This window comes from Streptomyces sp. SS7 (assembly GCF_037993025.1).
GTDB lineage: Bacteria > Actinomycetota > Actinomycetes > Streptomycetales > Streptomycetaceae > Streptomyces.
Map to the genome: position 1 here is coordinate 2164497 of NZ_CP141223.1, position 14578 is coordinate 2179074.

13 protein-coding genes are annotated in these 14578 nt (G+C 69.7%); 2 read left to right on the plus strand and 11 right to left on the minus strand.

The genetic code is table 11. The features are described 5' to 3' along the window. Positions 1-90: 90 nt before the first annotated feature. The 5 genes from U5640_RS09690 to solA all read right to left on the minus strand — a co-directional run bounded on the left by U5640_RS09690 (position 91) and on the right by solA (position 4904). A complete protein-coding gene (locus tag U5640_RS09690) occupies positions 91-858 on the minus strand; it encodes an amino acid ABC transporter ATP-binding protein (RefSeq protein ID WP_340375391.1) in 768 nt (255 codons plus the stop codon). After that, positions 855-1772 carry an amino acid ABC transporter permease gene (locus U5640_RS09695; protein WP_340375392.1) on the minus strand — a complete coding sequence of 306 codons (918 nt, stop codon included), beginning with the start codon at positions 1770-1772 and terminating at the stop codon, positions 855-857. The genes U5640_RS09690 and U5640_RS09695 overlap by 4 nt, the downstream gene beginning before the upstream one ends. 43 nt (positions 1773-1815) lie before the next feature. After that, positions 1816-2835 carry an ABC transporter substrate-binding protein gene (locus U5640_RS09700; protein WP_340375393.1) on the minus strand — a complete coding sequence of 340 codons (1020 nt, stop codon included), beginning with the start codon at positions 2833-2835 and terminating at the stop codon, positions 1816-1818. Between the two features lie 119 nt (positions 2836-2954). Further along, the gene (locus U5640_RS09705; RefSeq protein WP_340375394.1) at positions 2955-3635 is read right to left on the minus strand and encodes a haloacid dehalogenase type II; all 681 of its coding nucleotides are present in this window, start codon (positions 3633-3635) and stop codon (positions 2955-2957) included. A 132-nt stretch (positions 3636-3767) separates the two neighbouring features. Further along, complete coding sequence (gene solA, locus U5640_RS09710) at positions 3768-4904, minus strand: N-methyl-L-tryptophan oxidase (RefSeq protein ID WP_340385022.1); 1137 nt, start codon at positions 4902-4904, stop codon at positions 3768-3770. 279 nt (positions 4905-5183) lie between these two features. On the opposite strand from solA, the gene U5640_RS09715 reads away from it, so the two are divergent. Then, positions 5184-6806, plus strand: coding sequence for a PucR family transcriptional regulator ligand-binding domain-containing protein (locus tag U5640_RS09715; protein ID WP_340375395.1), 1623 nt, complete (start codon positions 5184-5186; stop codon positions 6804-6806). A 43-nt stretch (positions 6807-6849) separates the two neighbouring features. Here U5640_RS09715 and U5640_RS09720 read toward each other — a convergent pair whose 3' ends face one another. The 3 genes from U5640_RS09720 to U5640_RS09730 form a co-directional block, all read right to left on the minus strand. Next, positions 6850-7908: a tartrate dehydrogenase gene (locus U5640_RS09720; protein WP_340375396.1), complete on the minus strand. Its 1059-nt coding sequence runs from the start codon at positions 7906-7908 to the stop codon at positions 6850-6852. A gap of 73 nt (positions 7909-7981) precedes the next feature. Then, positions 7982-8866 carry a LysR family transcriptional regulator gene (locus U5640_RS09725; RefSeq protein ID WP_340375397.1) on the minus strand — a complete coding sequence of 295 codons (885 nt, stop codon included), beginning with the start codon at positions 8864-8866 and terminating at the stop codon, positions 7982-7984. Positions 8867-9251: 385 nt separating this feature from the next. Further along, on the minus strand, positions 9252-10520 hold the full coding sequence (locus U5640_RS09730) for an aminotransferase class III-fold pyridoxal phosphate-dependent enzyme (protein ID WP_340375398.1): 1269 nt from the start codon (positions 10518-10520) through the stop codon (positions 9252-9254). Positions 10521-10745: 225 nt separating this feature from the next. Between U5640_RS09730 and U5640_RS09735 the strand changes: the two genes are divergently transcribed. Next, a complete protein-coding gene (locus tag U5640_RS09735) occupies positions 10746-12431 on the plus strand; it encodes a PucR family transcriptional regulator ligand-binding domain-containing protein (protein ID WP_340375399.1) in 1686 nt (561 codons plus the stop codon). A gap of 285 nt (positions 12432-12716) precedes the next feature. Here the strand turns inward: U5640_RS09735 and U5640_RS09740 are convergent, their stop codons facing one another. The 3 genes from U5640_RS09740 to U5640_RS09750 form a co-directional block, all read right to left on the minus strand. After that, positions 12717-12995, minus strand: coding sequence for a hypothetical protein (locus U5640_RS09740; protein WP_340375400.1), 279 nt, complete (start codon positions 12993-12995; stop codon positions 12717-12719). A 127-nt stretch (positions 12996-13122) separates the two neighbouring features. Continuing rightward, the gene (locus tag U5640_RS09745) at positions 13123-13758 is read right to left on the minus strand and encodes a CoA transferase subunit B (RefSeq protein ID WP_340385024.1); all 636 of its coding nucleotides are present in this window, start codon (positions 13756-13758) and stop codon (positions 13123-13125) included. Between the two features lie 20 nt (positions 13759-13778). Next, entirely contained in the window at positions 13779-14561 is a 783-nt protein-coding gene (locus tag U5640_RS09750) for a CoA transferase subunit A (RefSeq protein ID WP_340375401.1), read from the minus strand. Between the last annotated feature and the right edge of the window lie 17 nt (positions 14562-14578).

Genomic DNA, 14578 nt, shown 5'->3' on the forward strand with positions numbered 1-14578 from the left:
GCAGGGCGCGGGTGTCACGTTCACCGCAGTCGGGTCAGCGTCTCCTCCAGCCTCGCTGCCGGAGCCGCTGCCACCCGTCGGTGCCGCTGCCTACAGCACCCTTTCGAGGAAGGCCTGGGTTCGTTTCTCACGGGGGTTGGCCAGCACTTCGCGGGCGTCGCCGCGCTCGACCGCGATGCCTTCGTCCATGAAGAGCACTTCGTCGGCGACCTCGCGGGCGAAGCCCATCTCGTGGGTGACGAGCAGCATGGTCATTCCGTTGCCGGCGAGGTCGCGCATGACTGCGAGTACTTCACCCACGCGCTCGGGGTCCAGCGCGCTGGTGGGTTCGTCGAACAGCATGATGGTGGGTTCCATCGCCAGCGCGCGGGCGATGGCCACGCGCTGCTGCTGGCCGCCGGAGAGTTGAGCGGGGTACTTGTGGCCACAGCCCTTGAGGCCGACCTTGGCCAGCAGCTCCTGTGCCTGCTCCCGGCAGGTGGCGCGGTTCTTCTTCTGTACCAGCACCGGTCCGGACATGACATTGCTTTCGGCGGTCATGTTCGGGAACAGGTTGAACTGCTGGAACACCATGCCGATGCGGGCCCGCTGCTCGGCCAGCCGCCGCGGGCGGACGGCGTGGTAGGCGTCGTCCTTCTCGACGTAGCCGAAGTCCTCTCCGTTGACCCGCAGGACTCCTCGGTTGACGGTCTCCAGGCCGTTGATGCACCGCAGCAGTGTCGATTTGCCCGATCCGCTCGGCCCGATGATGCAGGAGATCTCCCCGGCCGCAACGGTCAGGTCGATGTCACGCAGGACCTGGTGACGTCCGAAGCTCTTGCACAGCTTGCGTGCGACGATCGTTCCGTCGGCGTTCACAGCAGGGACTCCCTCGTGGTGGGAACTGGCTGGCCCGCCCCCGGCTCGGCCGACGTGGCGGCCGGGGTCAGCCGCGTCCGGGTCGAGCGGGAGAAACGGCGCTCGATCATGGACTGCGGCACGCTCAGCACCAGCGTCATGATCAGATACCAGAGGCTGGCCACGATCAGCAGCGGAATCGTCTGGTAGTTGCGGGCGTAGATCGACTGTGCGCTGTTCAGCAGGTCGGCGACGCCGAGCACGCTCACCAGCGAGGTCTCCTTGAGCATGCCGATCACCTGGTTGCCGGTGGCCGGGATGACTGCCGGCATGGTCTGCGGGATGATCACATGCCGGAGCTTGGTGAACCCCGACATGCCCAAGGACTCCGCCGCCTCGTGCTGTCCGCGACTGACCGAGGCGAACCCGCCGCGGATGATCTCCGACATGTACGCGGCCTGGTTCAGCGTCAGCCCCACCACGGCCGCGGTCATCGGGGTCATGATCGCGTTCACGTTGACCGGCGTGGAGATGTCGGTGAACGGGATGCCGACGGAGAGGTTCGGGTACAGCGCCGCGATGTTGAACCAGAAGACCAGCTGCACGAGCACCGGGGTGCCGCGGAAGAAGGCGATGTAGAGCTGCGCCAGCCCGGAGATGGGCCGCTGGTGCGACATCCGCATCACCGCCAGCACCAGCCCCAGCAGCGTGCCCAGAGCCATGCTCGCCACGGTCAGAAGCAGCGTGATCAGCAGGCCGTTGAGGATGGTCTCCGTGGTGAAGTAGCTGAACACCACCGGCCAGCGATAGTTCTCGTTCGTCACCGCGGTCCACGCCAGACCGGCGACGACCGCGATCGCGACGCCCCAGGCGACGTAGTCGCGCGGTCGTTTCGGCGTGATCCGCTTCTTTTCTTCGGCCGGCAGTTGTGACACGGGTCGGCTCCTGGTCTTCGTACCGATCAGATCCGTGGACATGTCAGTCCTGCGGGACGGCCATGGCCGCGGTCTTGATCCCGAGGTCCTTGAGACCCCAGCGGCCCAGCGCCTCGGTGTACTTGGGGTCGTCGATGATCGACTGGATGGCGGCCTTCACCGCGGGGGTCAGCGGTGAGTCCTTCTTCAGCGCGACGGTCGCGGGCTTGGTGGCCACCAGGGGCCTGAGGACGTCGAACGTCCTGGGCTGCTGCGCAGCCGCCCACTCGAGCGAGACGAAGTCGTACATCACCGCGTCGATCCGCTTGGAGACCAGCTGGGTCAGAGCGTCGTTGACGCTGGGCAGGGTCACTGCCTTGATGGCCGGCTTGCCCTTGCTCGTACAGTCCTGCTTGGACAGCTGGGGCAGCCACTGCAGCTCCGCGGTGCTGCCGGAGGGGACGGCGACACGGTGCCCGCACAGCGTGTGGGTGCCCAGCTTCTGCGGGTTGCCGTAGGGGACGGACACGCCGGTTCCGGAGTTGACGTAGTCCACCATGTCGAGCACCTTCAGCCGGTCGCTGGTGGCGCCCATGGTGGAGGCGGTGAAGTCGTACCGATCGGCCTGCAGTCCGGTGATGATGGTGTCGAACTTGACGTTGTTGATCTGGAGTTTCAGGCCGAGCTTGGCAGCGATCAGCCGGGACATGTCCGGGTTGAACCCGATCGGGGTCTTGTTGTCCGATGCCATGAACGTGGTGGGCGGGTACGCCAGGTCCATGGCCACCGAGAGCGTGCCCTTGGCCTTCACCGCCGCGGGCAGCAGCTTCACCGCCTCCGGGTCCGGCTTCACGCTCACCGCGATGTCGTCGGTGTGCTCGGCCGACGCGCCGGACCCTCCACCCTGCGTCGTGCTCTTCGCCCCCACGTTCTGCCCGGTGCCGCTCGCCCCGCACGCGGCGAGCGCGAGGGCCAGGGCGGTCGTGACGATCGGGACGCCCAAGTGCCTGTTGACCTGCATGGCGGCGGCCACAGCGCCTGCGGTGCGGAGTACGGTTCTGCGGGCTGTCCGGTTGGTTTCCATGGCGGTGCCTCCTGGAGAATGCCGGGGATACGGGGATACGGGGAATCCGTGATGCGGGGACGACGTGCGGATCGGACGGGGGGGCTGAAGGTGCTGGGTGAACGGGTGCGCGTCGCGCGTCAGATGCCCAGCATCTGGTTGAGCTCGTCCAGGGACTTGACGGTCACGTAGTCGTAGCCGTGGGTGACCGGGTCGCAGCCGCGGTCCAGCAGGACGAGGTTGCGGAAGCCCATGTCGTGCATCGGCATCAGGTCGTAGCGGGTGTGCGAGGAGACGTGCACGAAGTCCTCGGGGGACGCGTCGAGCTGGTCGAGCATGTACTCGAACGCGGCGTAGCGGGGCTTGTAGTAGCCGGCCTGCTCCGCGGTGAAGACCGCGTGGAAGTCCGCGCCGAGCCGGGGCACGCTCTCGGCGAGGAAGGAGTCGTCGGCGTTGGAGAGGATCACCAGCTTGTAGTTCTCGCCCATCCTCTTCAGGGGTTCCGGCACGTCGGCGTGCGGGCCCCAGCTGCGCACGCCGTCGGCGAGCCGCTTGCCCGCGTCCGGGGCCGCCTTGATGCCCCACTTGCGGCAGACCCCCTCGAAGGCGGCCTGCAGCGTCTGCTCGTAGGGGTAGTACTTGTCGAGGACCGAGTCGTAGCGGTAGCCGCGGAACTCCTTGACGAACTGGTCCCAGTGCTCGGCCTGGATCTGGTCGCCGACGAGCTCACGCGTGATGGGGGTCATCGGCCACTCGATCAACGTGCCGTAGCAGTCGAACGAGACGTACTTCGGGCGGAACTGGAACGAGGGAATGGGCATGGAGGTGCTCCACTTTCTTGCGTCGGGGGATCGGTCAGGGCCGGCGCGGGCCCTTTTTAGGCATGCTCATGACAGAGATGTCGGGAGTGGGGAGTGGAGTGGGCGGGCGATGACGTCGACCATCGCCGGGGATCAGGCGGCGCCGACTCCTGCCGGAGCAAGGAAGTCGACGGGGTGCTCCGTGGTGCCGTCGACCGCCAGGTCGGCGGCGATCTCTCCCATCGCGGGCGAGAACTTGAAACCGCTGCCGGAGAACCCGGCCATGACGATGATGTCGTCCTCGCCGGGGAGATGACCGACGATCGGGTGTCCGGACTCGGTGTAGCCCTCCATGTAGGCCGACATCCTGATGGGATCGGGGTTCAGGTCGGGCATGAGTTCACCGATGAGCTCGCGGAAGTCACCGAGTTCTTCGGGGCGGACGGTACGGTCGAGCCGATCGGGCTCGGGCACCGGCGCATGGTATTTGAAGGAGAGACCGAGCTTGACGGAGATGCCGTCGGGCGACGGGATTCCGAAGCAGTCGTGGGGTGCGGCGCGCACGAAGGACGGGGCACCGCCCGCGAACCAGTCGTGGCGGGTGGGCAGGTGCCAGGAGCAGACCACCCGGCGGACGTCGACGGTCCGGGGGAGGTCCGGGAGCAGGGTGTTGATCCAGGGGCCCACGGTCACCACGGCGGCGTCCACGTGGTCCGTGCCCAGGTCGGTGACGACCCGCACCCCGCCGCCCGCCGCGGGGACGACCTCGCGCACCGTGGTGTAGCGGTACAGCCGGGCGCCCAGGTGCTCGGCACGGGCGGCGGCGGCCTGGATGGACGCCTCCGGCCTGATGACGGCGCCCAACCGGTCGAGGACGGCGGTGTGTCCGTCCGGGAGCCGGTGCTGCGGGTAGCGGCGGGCGAGTTCCTCCCGGTCCAGGACCTCGTGATCCAGCCCGTGCGCGGCGCTGGTGGACAGGAGGAGGCGCATGGACGGAGAGGCGGTCCCTCCCATCACGAGGCTGCCGCTGCGGCGTCGCAGCGACCGGCCCGTCTCCGCCTGGAGCTGCTCCCACATCCGGTCCGCCAGCCGCAGCAGCGGAATGTACGCGGGCTCGCCGAGGTGGGCGGCCCGGTAGATCCTGCTCTCGCCCCCGGCCGCGCCTCGGTCGTGACCCGGTGCGTAACGGTCGTAGCCGATGACCTCGGCTCCCCGGGCGGCCAGTCGCCACATGGCCTGGCTGCCCATGGTGCCGGCACCGATCACGGCGACGCGCTTCGGGATGCGCATGAGGTCGCTCCTCTCGATGGTGTGGTCCGGGTGGCAGTCGGGCCCCAGCACGGTGCGGAACACCGTGCGGACCTTTCCAGTCCGGATCCTGCTGGGGATGGCGTTCACTTTCCGCCCGGCAGAACCTGCAGGTCAACCCACACAGTGTTCCGACTCGGGGCCTTCTCAAGACGGTCTGTCACTGCGGACGGCCGCACTGCACCAATGAGGGCTCTCCTCTTGTCACGATGAGTGGCCGGTGCGAAGGTGAGCCCGATTCCCTCGGATGAAAGACCCCCTATGCCGCCCAGACACCATGCAACCGGGCACTTCCCTACTCTTAAGGAGGTACTGGGCCTGCCCGTGCTCGCCGAAGGGATGCCGCGCGTCCTGGCCGGCGAGTCGCAACTGGACAGCCTGGTGCGCTGGGTGCATGTCACCGAGCTGCTCAACCCCGCGGACTTCCTGGAGGGCGGCGAGCTGATCCTGACGACCGGTGTGCCGCATCCCGAGGACGCCTCCGAGCTGCGCGGCTACGTCGACCAGCTCGCGGATGTCGGCGCGGCCGGCCTGATCGTGGAGCTCGGTTACCGGTACCAGAAGGTGCCCCAGGAGCTGGTGGCGGCGTGCCGCGCTCGCGGCGTGCCGCTGGTCGAGCTGGCCCGGGGCGTCCGGTTCATCGACGTCACGCAGGCGGTGCACGCGCTCATCCTGGACGCCCAGGGGGCCCTGCTGCGCCGCGGACGGGACATCCAGGACATCTTCACCGCTCTGACGCTGCGGGGCGCGGACCCCGAGGAACTGGTGCACACCACCGCGGAGCTCACCGGAGCCCCGGTGGTGCTGGAGGACCTCACCCACCGGGTCCTGATGTGCGAGCTGCTCGGCAGGCCGTACGAGCCGGTGGTATCGGCCTGGTCGCGGCGTTCGCGGGCCGCCCCTACACCGGAGAGGCTCACGCCGAGCGGCCCGGAGGGGTGGCTGATCGCGCCGGTGCAGGACCACCACGGCCCGTGGGGGCGGCTGGTCCTGCTGGAGGACCGGCTGAGCGCCGAGCCCGACCCGGAACACGTCCTGGTGCTGGAGCGTGCGGCGATCGCCCTGACCATGGCGCGTCTGGCGGGGCAGGCCTGGTGGGAGCGCCGGGCCCACCGCTCCGTACTGCGAGACCTGTACGAACGGCGTTTCCGCTCCCCCGCGGACGCCCGCGCCCGCGCCGAGGCACTGGGACTGCCCACCCTCGGACACCGCCTCTTCGCCGTGGTCATCCGCCACCCGTACAGCGGCACCGGTGGTGAGCACCTCGACGAACGGATCGCGAAGGCGCTGACGCACACCGGCATCCGTGCCCTGGTCGGTGAGACGGCCCCGGGCCGCATCGGGGTACTCATGGCTCTGGCCCAGGCGAGCGCCTGGCAGCCGGTCGCCGAGCAGATCGGCCGCCTGACCCGGGAAGAGCTCGGACCGCGGGCAGTCGTCGCCGTCGGCCCCGGGGTGACCGACCTCGGCGGGATCGCCAGGTCGTGGCAGGAGGCGGAGCAGACGGCCGAGGCCGTCACACCGGCCTCCCCGGAGCGGTCGTTCTACGTCCCCGCCGACGTCCGGCTGCCGGAGTTGCTGGGCGTCCTGCGCGAGGACACCCGTCTTCAGCGGTACGCGGAACGGCAACTGACCCGCCTCATCGAGCACGACGACCGCAACGGCGGCGATCTGCTCCCGGCACTGCGCGCCTATCTGGCGGCGGCCGGGAACAAGTCGGTGGCGGCGAAAAGCGCCGGCATGTCCCGGCAGGCGTACTACCAGCGCCTCCACACCATCGAACGGCTCCTCGGCTGCGACCTGGAATCAGGTCTGCAGCGCACGTCCCTGCATGTCGCGGTGCTGGTCCTGGACGCGGGTGAGGCTCCTGTTCCCGGCGCATGACCCCCTCGCCCGGCCGGGACGCGCAACGGCCCCAGGAGACAGCTCAGAGGAGCTCGATCAGCCGGTCGGTGAACTCGGCGGTGGTCGCGGTTCCGCCCAGGTCACGGGTGCGGGTATCGGTCTTGGCCAGGACCGACGCGATCGCGTCCGTGATGTCCCCGGCCGCGGCGGGATGGCCGAGGTGGTCGAGCATCATGGCCGCGGACCAGATCGCGCCCAACGGGTTGGCGATGCCCTGGCCCGCGATGTCGGGCGCGGAGCCGTGTACCGGCTCGAACATCGAGGGGAAGTCACCCTCGGGGTTGAGGTTGGCCGCCGGGGCGATACCGATGGAGCCGGCGACCGCGGCCGCGAGGTCGCTGAGAATGTCGCCGAAGAGGTTGGAGGCGACGACGACGTCGAAGCGGGCGGGGTCGAGGACGAACTTGGCCGCCAGCGCGTCGATGTGCTCCTGGTCCCAGGTGACGCCCGGGTGCTCGGCGGCCCGCTCGGCGATCAGCTCGTCCCAGAACGGCATGGTGTGAATGATGCCGTTGGACTTGGTGGCGGAGGTGAGCTTCCCCCGGCGGCGGGCGGCGAGCGAGAACGCGTAGTCGGCGATACGGGTGACCCCGGCCCGGGTGAACACCGCTTCCTGGACGGCCAGCTCCTCGGGCGTGCCCTGGTTCAGCCGTCCGCCGATCTCGCTGTACTCGCCCTCGGCGTTCTCCCGCACGACGACGAGATCGACCTCGCCCGGCTGTGCGCCGCGCACCGGACTGTCGATGCCTGCGAAGACACGGACGGGCCGGAGGTTGACGTACTGGCGGAAGCTGCGCCGTATCGGGATCAGCAACCCCCACAGCGAGACATGGTCCGGCACCCCCGGGTAGCCGACGGCGCCCAGCAGGATCGCGTCCTTGTCGCGCAGCTGGTCGATCCCGTCGGCGGGCATCATCGCGCCCTCCCGCAGGTACCGCTCGCACGACCAGTCGTACGACGTGTAGGACAGGCTGAAGCCGTGGCGGCGGCCGAGAACGTCGAGCACCTGCTGTGCCGGGGGCAGTACCTCGGCGCCGATGCCGTCGCCGGGGATCAGGGCAATGCGGTGGTTGGTGGTCATGCCGTCGATTGCAGCAAGGCGGTCCGCGGGGCGTCCAAGACGCAAAGCGGATATCCCTGATAAGCGGCGCCTATCAGCTGCCGGCGGCCGAGACGGCGGCCGTGACGAACGCGGCAGCCGCCGGCGACAGGCTGCCGCGGCGGCTGACGAGAGCGATGTCCAAGGTGGTCTCCGGCTCGATGTCCAGGACGCGGGCGCCCAGCTGCCGGGCGAGGTCCCGCCAGGAATCCATGATCACCGCGAGGCCGACACCGGCCAGTACCAGGGGCATGAGCGACACCCGGTGCTCGGTCTCGGCGGCGACGGTGAACTCGATGCCATCTTCCCGCAGCGCGTCGACGTAGGCGCGCATCCCGGTACCCGGCTGCCCGACGATCAGGCGCTGTCCTGCGAGCTCCTCGCAGTCCACCGCCGTCCGATCAGCGAACGGGCCGTCGGCCGGCACCATCAGAACGAAGCGCTGCCGCCCCAGCGCATGGGAGACGACCTCCTTGTCGGAGAGCGGCCCGGCGGACGCCAAAAGCCCCAGTTCCACGGCACCCGTGCGCACCATGTCGATCACATCACGCGAGGTGAACGCCGCTTTGATGGCCACGGAGACGCCGGGGTACCGGTGGCTGAAGGCACTCACCAGACTCGTCAGCGGCTCCACGGCCTGCGACGGCACGGACGCCACGTCCAGGCGCCCCTCACGCAGCTCATGCACCGCCACGACACTCGCCCGCGCCGTCTCCAAACTCCGCACGGCCTCCCGGGCGGGCTCGATCAGAGCCCTTCCGGCCTCCGTCAGCACCGCCCTGCGCCCGATGCGATGGAACAACTCGGAACCGAGATCACGCTCCAGTGCCCGCACGGCCTGCGACAGCGACGGCTGCGACACGTACAGAGCCGAGGCCGCACGGTTGAACCCCCCACGATCAACGATCGCAAGGAAGTACTCCAGCTGCCGAATGTCCATGACGCACCCTCTGCCCTTCAGCGAAGCAGCCGACGACTCGATGGTCCCGACCATGGTCGCGTGAAGGACAGCCTCGACGAAGCACGCTCCGAGGTCCGAGGACCGGCAGTGGATCAGCGTGCCGTGCGCACCGTGCTGCGGGCGCTGCGCCCGTGCCGTCCGTGGCGAGGCCGAAAGTCCAAGCGGACCCGGATGCGTACGGACTACGCCCGGCAGCCCGCTGGCGCGGGCCTTCGCCGCGTCCGCGTCGTCACCGTCGAGTCCGACGTACGACCCGGCACGTCCTCGGCTGCGTCGACCACGTCGTCATGTCCTGTGCGGCCGCCACCGGGCGGACCGTCGCCGCGGTGACGACCGCACAGGAGCCCTCGGTGCGGTGGATCTGTTATCGCCGCGCCGCTCCCGATGTGCCGGCCTCCACCGCGGCCGCCCATGCCCGGAGTCCCTGGTCCACCGCCGTCTCGTCGATCACCAGGGCCGGGATCATCCGCACGACCTGGTTCCAGGCGCCGCACAGGAGCAGGAGCAGGCCCTGGTCGACAGCGGCACGCTGCACGCGGGCGGCGGTCTCGGGGTCCGGACTGCCGTCCTCGGTGACGAACTCGGTGGCGAGCATGAGGCCGAGGCCGCGTACGTCGCCGATGCCTGCGGTCCGGCCGGCCACCGCCTCCAGGCCGTCGCGAAGGCGCTTGCCCATCGCCTCGGCGTTCTCGACGAGCTTCTCGTCGCGGACGATGTCAAGGGTGGCGCAGGCCGCGGCGCAGGCGACGGCGTTGGCGCCGTACGTACCGCCCTGCGATCCCGGCCACGCCTTGGCCATCAGCTCGTCGGAGGCGGCGATCCCTGCCAGCGGGAAGCCGCTGGCCAGGCCCTTCGCGGTGATGAGGATGTCGGGTGTGACGCCGAAGTGCTCGAGTCCCCAGAATCGGCCGGTGCGGCCCACTCCGGTCTGCACCTCGTCGAGGATCAGCAGGAAGCCGTGCCGATCGGCCCGCTCCCGCAGGCCCTCCAGGAAGGCGCGGGTCGCGGGCACGTACCCGCCCTCGCCGAGCACCGGCTCGACGATGACGGCGGCCGTGTCAGCAGGTGAGGAGATCGTCTGGAGTGTGTAGTCCAGCTCCTGCAGGGCGAATCGTGTCGCGGTCTCCTCGTCCCAGCCGTAGCGGAAGGCCGAGGGGAAGGGGGTGACGACGACACCGCTCATCAACGGGGAGAAGCCGGACCGGAAGCGGGTGCCGGAGGTCGTCATCGAGGCGGCGGCCACCGTACGGCCGTGGAAGCCACCGTGGCAGACCAGGACGTTCGGCCGACCGGTGGCCTGCCGGGCCAGCCGCAGCGCCGCCTCCACCGCCTCGCTGCCGGAGTTGGTGAAGAACAGGCTGTCGAGCCCCTCGGGCAGGACCTCGCCCAGCTTGCCGACAAGACGCTGCAGCGGCTGGTGCATGACTGTCGTGTACTGGCCGTGGACGAGGGTGCCCACCTGTTCCCGGGCAGCCGCCACGACCTCGGGGTGGCAGTGGCCGGTGCTGGTCACGCCGATGCCGGCGGTGAAGTCGAGGTAGCGGCGGCCGTCCTCACCGTAGAGGTGGACGCCCTCTCCCCGGACCGCCACCACGGGCGTGGCCTGGCGAAGGTGCGGCGACAGTGCAGTCATGATCGTCTCCCGGCGGGTCGTCGGTCTGGCTCCGGTCCGGTCGAGCATCTCCACGTTCCTCGATGACGCCAACGCGCGATCTGTCCGCCCGCGCCGCGGCATCTGGACGTTGTGTCAGCCGCACCGGGCATCACGCCCCGCTCGTCCGGCTCACAGCAGCCCTTCCAGAGCTCTTGCGCAGGTCAGTGCGGCTTGTCAGGGTGACGGAGCACCCACGGAGGTCCCATGCGCGAGCAGCACCACACGGCCGCAAGGCCCGTCACCGACGGTCTGGACACCTCCTCGGCAGGCCCGGACATGGCCACCGCCGGCCATCCGCTCACCGTGGCCGACGTCCTGGCCCTTCCCGTCCTGTCCGCCGGGCAGCCGCAGGTCGTCACCGGAGCAGACCTGCTCGACCGCCCCGTCCGCTGGGTTCACATGACCGAGCTGACCGACCCTGCCTCTTTCCTCAAGGGCGGCGAGCTCGTCCTGACCACCGGTATGCCCCTGCCGGAGGAGCCGGCCGGCGTACGCCGCTACGTGAACGAACTCGCCGACATCGGCGCGGCGGCCCTGGTCATCGAACTGGTCCGCCGTTACCACCGCCCGCCCGACGCCCTGGTCCAGGCCTGCGAGGCCCGCGGGCTCCCTCTCGTGACCCTGGCCAAGGACGTCAACTTCCTCGAGGTCACCCAGGTCGTCCACGCTCTCATCCTCGGCAACCAGGCCGAGGAGATGCGGCGGACCCAGCGCATTCACGAGGCGTTCACCGCCCTCACCCTGCGCGGCGCTGTGCCCGAGGAGGTCGTACGCGCCGCCGCCGAGATGAGCGGCCACACCGTCGTACTGGAGAACCTGGCCCACCAGGCACTGATCTGCGCGCCCTCCGCAGGCACGGTCGAGGCAGCGCTCAGCGACTGGGAACGGCGCTCACGAGCGACACCTCACGCCGGCCGCACCTCCGTGTCCGGACCCGGCGGCTGGCTCGTGACATCCGTGGAGTACCAGGGCGAAAGCTGGGGCCGGGTGGTCATGCTGCCCGCCCCGCCGCGCCAGCCCACCCCCTCGGCGTTCGGCCCCACGGCTGTGACGGTCCTGGAGAGAGCCGCGATGGCCCTCACCATCGCCCGCGTCATCCACCCCGTGCCCTGGGAACGCACCGCGCACCGCAATCTCCTGCGCGACCTCGTCGGACAGCGTCACCACTCTCCTGCGGACGCCGATGCCCGGGTCGCCGCACTGGGTCTGCCCACCAAGGACCGCAGCTTCATGGCCGTGCTCGCGGACTTCCCTCAGGAGACCGACGCGACGAGGAGCGAGGCCCTCCTCTGCGAGGAGCTGAGGAAGCAAGGGACACAGGCCGTCGTCGGCGTTCTCGGCCCCACGCGCCTCGGCATCCTCCTGTCCCTGCGCCCCGGCCGGCCCTGCCCACCCGTGGTCGAACACCTGAGCCGCACCGTACTCGAGTTGGCGCCGGGGGCCACCGTCAGCGCAGGCAGCGAGGCGACGGACCTCTTCGACGTCGCCCGATCCTTCCGCGAGGCGACCCGTGTCACCGAAGCCACCGGGCCCGGCCAGCCGCTCCCGCCGGGACGCTCCTACCACCAGCCGTCCGACATCGGCCTGCGCCGCCTGCTCTTCGCGCTCCGGGAGGACACCCGGATCCAGGACTTCACCGAGCGCCGGCTCAGCCGGCTCCTCGACCATGACGCCCGCCACGGGACGGACCTGCTGACGACCTTGCGCCACTACCTTGACGCGGCAGGCAACAAGACCCTGGCAGCCCGCTCCGGCTGTCTGTCCCGCGAGACCGTCTACCAACGTCTGCGCAGCATCGAGCGGATACTCGACTGCGATCTCGAGTCCGGCGAACACCGCACCGAACTGCACGTGGCACTCACAGCGCTCGACGTCCTACGGGCCGGGTGAGCCGACAGGGAGAAATCGGAAGAGCAGCAGGTCAGGCACCCTTTGCCGCGGGTTCGAGAATCGCCACGCACTCCACGTGATGCGTCATCGGAAGGGTGTCGGCCTGAGCGCGAGTAAGGAAACCAACAGGTCAGAGGTCATTTCCTGGCCCTGCAAAGATCGCGTGAGGAGCTCGGAGCGTCAAACGAGCGTCACGGCCGGCGATCCGGCCTACCCTGCTCAGCCCCCCACGTGGTCACAAGCCGAAGACATCGCCCTCGATCAGGATGAGCAGGCCGAGGCCGATCAGGACCGGCAGGAGGATATGACCCCGCCGGCTGAGTGCTTCCGATGACCGGGCGGGTGGCGAAGAAGCGGCCCGCGAAGCACCAATACGTGGACCCCGATGTTGTCACCGCCGTTGGCAAAGATGACGTCGGCGAGCGTCTTGGGACCGCCTGCGATCGTCTGCTGCTCCCCGCCGCCGTCGTCGTGGTGCCGCCATGCCCGCCGGACCGCCTTCATGCCGAGCGCGAAGGGCAGCAGGCCCAGGTACGGGATGGCCGATTCGGGCAGGAACGTCACCCCGAACGCCGCGGCCACCGCGACGGCGAGGACGGCGGCGGAACCGAGGTCCTGCGGTGGTGAGAACAGGACGCAGACCGTCGGGCGGCGGTAACCGTGGTACCTGTCCGCCCGACCCGTCCGTGGTTCACGACTTCCGGATCAGAGGTGCATCGGTGCGGGCGGCGATGTCCTCGGCGGTGACATCCGGCGCGCATTCCACGAGAGCGAGGCCCTCGGGTGTGACGTCGAGGACGCCGAGGTTGGTGATGATGCGGTGGACGCACTGTTCGCCGGTGAGCGGCAGGGTGCATTCGGTGCGGATCTTCGGGCTGCCGTCCTTGGCGGTGTGTTCCATCAGGACGATGACGCGGCGGGCGCCGTGGACGAGGTCCATCGCGCCGCCCATGCCCTTGACCATCTTGCCCGGGATCATCCAGTTGGCCAGGTCGCCTGCGGCGGAGACCTGCATCGCGCCGAGCACGGCAGTGTCGATGTGGCCGCCCCGGATCATGCCGAAGGACAGGGCCGAGTCGAAGAAGGAGGCTCCGGGCAGCACCGTGACGGTCTCCTTGCCCGCGTTGATCAGGTCGGGGTCGACCTCGGCCTCGGTCGGGTACGGGCCTGTGCCCAGGATGCCGTTCTCGGAGTGCAGGACCACATGGACGTCCGGGGGCAGGTGGCCGGGTATGAGGGTGGGCAGGCCTATGCCGAGGTTGACGTAGGAGCCGTCGGTGAGTTCGGCGGCGGCGCGGGCGGCCATCTGGTCCCGGGTCCAGCCCAGCCGCGTTCCGAGGGTGGTGCTCATGCGCGTACGGCTCCTCGTGTCGAAGACGCGGAAAGGGAAAGGCGCTCGATCTGCTTGTCGGCGGCCTCGGTCGGGGTGAGGACCACGATCCGCTGGACGAAGATGCCCGGCAGGTGGATTTCGTCCGGGCTCAGCGCGCCCGGCTCGACGAGCTCCTCCACCTCGGCGACGGTGATGCTGCCCGCCATGGCGGCCAGCGGGTTGAAGTTGGCGGCGGACTTACGGAAGACCAGGTTCCCGTGGCGGTCGCCGCGCCAGGCCCGTACGAGGGCGAAGTCGGTGGTGATGCCGTGCTCCAGGACGTACGTACGGCCCACGAAGTCGCGGGTCTCCTTGGGCGGGGAGGCCACCGCGACCGTGCCGTCGGGCCGGTAACGCCAGGGCAGCCCTCCCCTGGCCACCTGGGTGCCCACCCCTGCCGGGGTGTAGAAGGCGGGGATGCCCGCTCCCCCGGCGCGCAGCCGTTCGGCCAGCGTGCCCTGCGGCACCAGCTCCACCTCCAGCTCGCCCGACAGGTACCGGCGGGCGAACTCCTTGTTCTCGCCCACGTAACTGCCCGTGACACGGGCGATCCGGCCGTCGGCCAGCAGGACTCCCAGTCCGCGCCCGTCCACACCGCAGTTGTTCGACACGACCTCCAGGCCGGTGGTGCCCTGGGTGTGGAGTGCCTGGATGAGCACGCCGGGGATGCCGCTGAGGCCGAAGCCGCCGACGGCCAGCGACGCGCCGTCGGGGATGTCGGCGACCGCCTCGGCGGCGCTCGCGCGGACCTTGTCCATGAGAGAGGGGGCCTTTC

Excerpts from the sequence above, each read along its gene's own strand:
- U5640_RS09700 (WP_340375393.1), bottom strand. The coding sequence starts at position 2,835 with ATGGAAACCAACCGGACAGCCCGCAGAACCGTACTCCGCACCGCAGGC.
- U5640_RS09705 (WP_340375394.1), bottom strand. The coding sequence starts at position 3,635 with ATGCCCATTCCCTCGTTCCAGTTCCGCCCGAAGTACGTCTCGTTCGAC.
- solA (WP_340385022.1), bottom strand. The coding sequence starts at position 4,904 with ATGCGCATCCCGAAGCGCGTCGCCGTGATCGGTGCCGGCACCATGGGC.
- U5640_RS09715 (WP_340375395.1), top strand. The coding sequence starts at position 5,184 with ATGCCGCCCAGACACCATGCAACCGGGCACTTCCCTACTCTTAAGGAG.
- U5640_RS09720 (WP_340375396.1), bottom strand. The coding sequence starts at position 7,908 with ATGACCACCAACCACCGCATTGCCCTGATCCCCGGCGACGGCATCGGC.
- U5640_RS09725 (WP_340375397.1), bottom strand. The coding sequence starts at position 8,866 with ATGGACATTCGGCAGCTGGAGTACTTCCTTGCGATCGTTGATCGTGGG.
- U5640_RS09730 (WP_340375398.1), bottom strand. The coding sequence starts at position 10,520 with ATGACTGCACTGTCGCCGCACCTTCGCCAGGCCACGCCCGTGGTGGCG.
- U5640_RS09735 (WP_340375399.1), top strand. The coding sequence starts at position 10,746 with ATGCGCGAGCAGCACCACACGGCCGCAAGGCCCGTCACCGACGGTCTG.
- U5640_RS09750 (WP_340375401.1), bottom strand. The coding sequence starts at position 14,561 with ATGGACAAGGTCCGCGCGAGCGCCGCCGAGGCGGTCGCCGACATCCCC.